Origin of the sequence: Lacisediminimonas sp., assembly GCF_030645335.1 — a bacterium.
In the GTDB taxonomy this organism is placed as follows: domain Bacteria; phylum Pseudomonadota; class Gammaproteobacteria; order Burkholderiales; family Burkholderiaceae_D; genus Lacisediminimonas.
In genome coordinates this window covers 1-4246 of record NZ_JAUSNH010000024.1, presented here as the reverse complement: position 1 = coordinate 4246, position 4246 = coordinate 1, and the positions used below count along the sequence as shown (strand labels likewise).

At 57.3% G+C, this 4246-nt stretch carries 3 protein-coding genes; all 3 read right to left on the bottom strand.

The window, feature by feature from the left end:
- On the bottom strand, nt 1–592 hold a 592-nt coding region (locus Q7T64_RS01890), incomplete at its 3' end, for a hypothetical protein (RefSeq protein WP_304790244.1).
- A 1-nt stretch (nt 593) separates the two neighbouring features.
- Nucleotides 594–1184, bottom strand: a complete 591-nt coding sequence (locus tag Q7T64_RS01885) for a biliverdin-producing heme oxygenase (RefSeq protein ID WP_304790241.1) — start codon at nt 1182–1184, stop codon at nt 594–596.
- Between the two features lie 264 nt (nt 1185–1448).
- On the bottom strand, nt 1449–4100 hold the full coding sequence (locus Q7T64_RS01880; protein ID WP_304790238.1) for a PAS domain-containing sensor histidine kinase: 2652 nt from the start codon (nt 4098–4100) through the stop codon (nt 1449–1451).
- Nucleotides 4101–4246: the final 146 nt, after the last annotated feature.

The window sequence follows — 4246 nt, the reverse complement described above, 5'->3', positions numbered from 1 at the left end:
CTGGAAATCGGAGGCCCAGGTAGAAATCCATGTCGGACTCCGCGGCTTCCGCAACGACGGTTCCATGCCAGCCTTCTTCGAACTGATAAATCATGACTTTGTCAAAACAGGTAACTGCCTTGATATCGGCGGCCGCCTTTTCAACCATTTCCGAAACCGTCTGGCATTGCTTGAGAGCCATGGCGGCTTTTGCCACCCGATGACGCTTGCGCAACTGCGTATCCATGTCATCAGGAGCGAGGAATTCGAATTCAATCAGCCAGTCGTTGCCCTCAATCGAGCGAATCGAGGCGAAGAAGCAGGTGTCGCTTTCAGGGAAGGACAGTTGCAGGGTCATCACAGGCACCTCGACATCGGCCAGGGTGAGGGTCTGCATGAACCGGTTTGAATCCGCAGCACTCAGAAAACCCCGGAAATCTCTGCCGAGAACACTCTCGCAGCTCAGGCCGAAAATGCCCTCGACATTTTCACTGACTTGAACAATTTGATAGCCTCCATTCAACACCATCAGGAAACCGAAGGTTTGGATATCTCCGGGCATCAGGGGCTGCGAATCACAAAAATTGGCGGGGCGGCCGGCTTCAGCTTCCAATTCAGACCTCCTCTTTATCAAACCAGTTTTTCATTTTTTCGAATGTCGCCGAAGCGGCGTTTTCTATCATGGGCCTTGCGCTCTCGTTGGAGGCCGCATAGCTCTCGATTTTTTCGCACAGTATTTTCCACAGCGGTACCGTTTGCGAGCCGTAGCCGGAAAAATAGGAGCCACCACGTTCAGGTCCGGTACCCAGACTCTGGCTCAACTTTTTGGATATTACCTGGCCGCCCAAGGTCGAGCCTTCGCAGACATAAAGAATTCCGAGGCACATGTTGATATCCCCGGTTGGCGGCAGATCTCGGCAAAGAGGAATGGTGCCAAGATCATATTGGCCGCAACCTAAGTAAATAAGGTCTTTTTCGAGGAGGCTCGCTTTTCTACGACGTTCAATATCGAGCCCCCAACCCGACCACAATGCCGGTTCGTACACGAGAGCTTCCAACGGGAGCAAGAAGCCATAGAATTTTTTTAAAATGAGGGTGTAGGCGGTCCTGTCGAAGTCCGGTTTAAAAAGCGCGGATAGCAACGGGCTGCTTTCCAGGTTTCGATGATGGGAATTTGTGCTCTCCCGCAGCGCAGCTAAAAACATTGGGCAACCTATCGGCCGGGTTAGCGAAACAATTTACCGCGAAAATAAAGCAGGGCAGCGACCAGAGACGCGGCCCCACGTATCTCTACTTCGAACAATCCCTTGCGCAAATACCGAACGATATCGGGCTTGCACAGGGCCGGGCCGCTACTTCTTGTTGCCGGAGCAGCTTCCAACAGGCCACCGGCACTTCATCGCGGACAAGCGATGCAAGACAAATTGATGTCGGTTGCACAGGCGATGAAACAGCACGCCCTCGAAAATTCAGCCAGCCATCAGCGCTTCACGTATTTTCCCGGCGAGTTCCGCGCGCCGGTACGGTTTCCCGAGTAGTAGTACACCGGGGTCCAGGCGGCCATGATGAACAATGGCGTTTTCGGTATAACCCGAGGTGTACAGCACTTTAATCCCAGGGCGCAATTTGCGCGCTTCATCTGCCAATTCCCGCCCGCTCATGCCCGGCATCACGACGTCGGTAAATAAAAGATCGATGGCATGTGGACCGCGCATCAGATCAAGCGCCCGATGGCCGTTTTCAGCGGTAAGCACGGTATAACCCAGTGTGCTGAGTTGGATTTGCGCGTAGCGCCGCACGAACTCATCATCCTCGACCAACAATATGGTTTCGCTTCCGCCCGCCAGCTGGCGCTCGGCATAGGCGGGAGCGGCGACTTCGGCCGCACCGCTGGCGCGCGGCAAATACAGCTTCACGGAGGTGCCCTGTCCAGGCTCGGAGTAAATACTGGCATGTCCGCCGGTCTGCTTGATAAAGCCATACACCATGGCCAAGCCGAGCCCGGTCCCCTTGCCCTTCTCCTTGGTAGTGAAAAATGGCTCGAACACCCGTGCCAGATGCTCGGGCGCAATGCCAGTGCCGGTGTCAGAAACTGCGAGCATCACGTACTGTCCCGCCGTTACCTCTTCGTGTTTGCTGGCGTAGTCTTCATCGATGTGCGTATTGCACGTCTCCATGGTCAGCCGTCCGCCCAACGGCATCGCGTCGCGTGCGTTCAGGCACAAGTTCAGCAATGCGTTCTCCAACTGCACCGGATCCACCAGCGCCGGCCACGACGCTGCGTCGGCTACGATCTCGATTTCAATATGTTCACCCAAGGTTCGCTTGAGCAGCCGGTCAAGGTCTGCCACCAGCCGGTTCACGTCCGTGATCTTGGGGTTCAGGGCTTGCTTGCGTGCAAAAGCCAGCAGGCGTTGCGTAAGGTCGGCACCGCGCTGCGCCGCTTCGAGGATCCATTTGGCCAGTGCATGTTGCCTGGAATGCGGTGCAATCTGTGCAGTGAGCAACTCGGCGTTGCCCAGTATGACTGTCAGCAAATTATTGAAATCGTGCGCCACACCACCCGTGAGCTGGCCGATCGAGTCCAGCCGTTGCGACTGCCGCAGCCGATCCTCCAACGCGAGCCGCTCGGTGATATCGGACATGCCGCCGACCATGCGCATGGCTTGCCCGGACGCGTCCCGAATCACATGCCCACGATCAATTACCTGGGCGTAGCGGCCGTCGTGACATCGGAACTGGTAAGTGTCCGTCCAGTTCTCGCTACCGCTATCGATGGCCCTGCGTCTGCCAGCCAAAACCCGCTCCTGCGAATCGGGATGGATACGGCTACTCCAGGATTCAACCCCCGGTTCGACGGCGGTGCGCCTAAAGCCAAACAAGGTCTCGAAACCCTCGTTCCACCATAATGCACCGCTCACCAGATCCCAGTCCCATATCGCGTCGTTGGTGGCCTGGGATAATAGCCGAAAGCGTTCTTCGCTCGTGCGCAAGGCCTCGCGGCTTTTCCTCTGCTCCGTGACATCCCGAAAATAGACGGCAAGGCCAGTGTGGGAAGGGAAGGCCCTGACGTCAAACCACTTGTCCAGTCGAGGATAAAATTCTTCAAAGGAAACCATCACGTTCTGTGCCACCGCGCGCTGGTAATTGTGCTGAAAATTTGTACCCTCAGCGTCCGCGAACTCCTCCCACACGTTACGGCCCAACAACTCGCCGCGCTTGCGCTCGAGCAGGCGCTCGGCCTCCGGATTCAGGTAGGTGAAAATCCAATTGCGATCGAGGGTGAAGACAGCGTCGGTAATGCTTTCCAGCGTGTCGAACAAACGACTACCCAAGCCACGGATTTCCTCAGTGGCGGCTTTTTGCGCCGAAATATCCTGAAACGCGCCCTGCACGCGCACGATCGTGCCGTCCCTGTCAGCCACTGCCCTTCCCATTGCCCGCACCCAGACCCGGGCCCCCCTGGCGGTGACGATCTGTAGTTCGAGGTCAAAAGGGTGACCATTGCTCAAGCATGCCTGGACCCGCTCCGATATCTCATCGCGGTACTCGGGTGGATAGAAAGTAATGGCTTCTTCCAAAGTCGGGGTGTATCCCGGCGGTACTTCATGAATAGCGCAGACTTCGTCCGACCAGCTGAGTGTCTGTGCGGGAAGCTCGATGGACCAACCGCCCAGATGCGCCATCTGACCGGCGATGCCGAGCAGGGAAACGCTGCGTTCCAGTTGGTCGCGCGCCATGCGCTGCTCTGTGATGTCGCGAGCGATCGTCGAGGCGCCGACGATATTGCCGTCGCTGTCTGCAACGGGCGATATCGATACGGCAACATGGATGCGTTTCCCGTCCTTTCGGATGCGCACGGTCTCGAAATCCTGTACGTGCTCCCCTCGCCTAATACGCTCGAGGATCTCCGCTTCTTCGCCGGCGCCTTCCGGCGGGAATACCATTAACATGGGTCGCCCGATTGCTTGTGCCGCCGCGTATCCAAATATTTTTTCCGCGCCGGGGTTCCAACTTGTGATGATGCCATCGAGCGTCTTGCCGATGATGGCTGCGTCCGAGGACTGGACGATCGCGGCTAGCAACAATCTTGCATCTTGCGCACTTTTCAACTCGCTCATGTCGCGTAAAGTAGCGATCCAGGCGGGTCCCCCCTCCCACAGCGTGGGCGCAAGGTGTATCTCCACGGCCGCGGCGCCGCGCCCTGGCGGCCGCAGCAACTCGACTTCCAGTGCGCCCGTACCAGCCGTCGGCAGTCCAAAGGAAA

Excerpts from the sequence above, each read along its gene's own strand:
- Q7T64_RS01880 (WP_304790238.1), bottom strand. The coding sequence starts at position 4,100 with ATGAGCGAGTTGAAAAGTGCGCAAGATGCAAGATTGTTGCTAGCCGCG.
- Q7T64_RS01885 (WP_304790241.1), bottom strand. The coding sequence starts at position 1,184 with ATGTTTTTAGCTGCGCTGCGGGAGAGCACAAATTCCCATCATCGAAAC.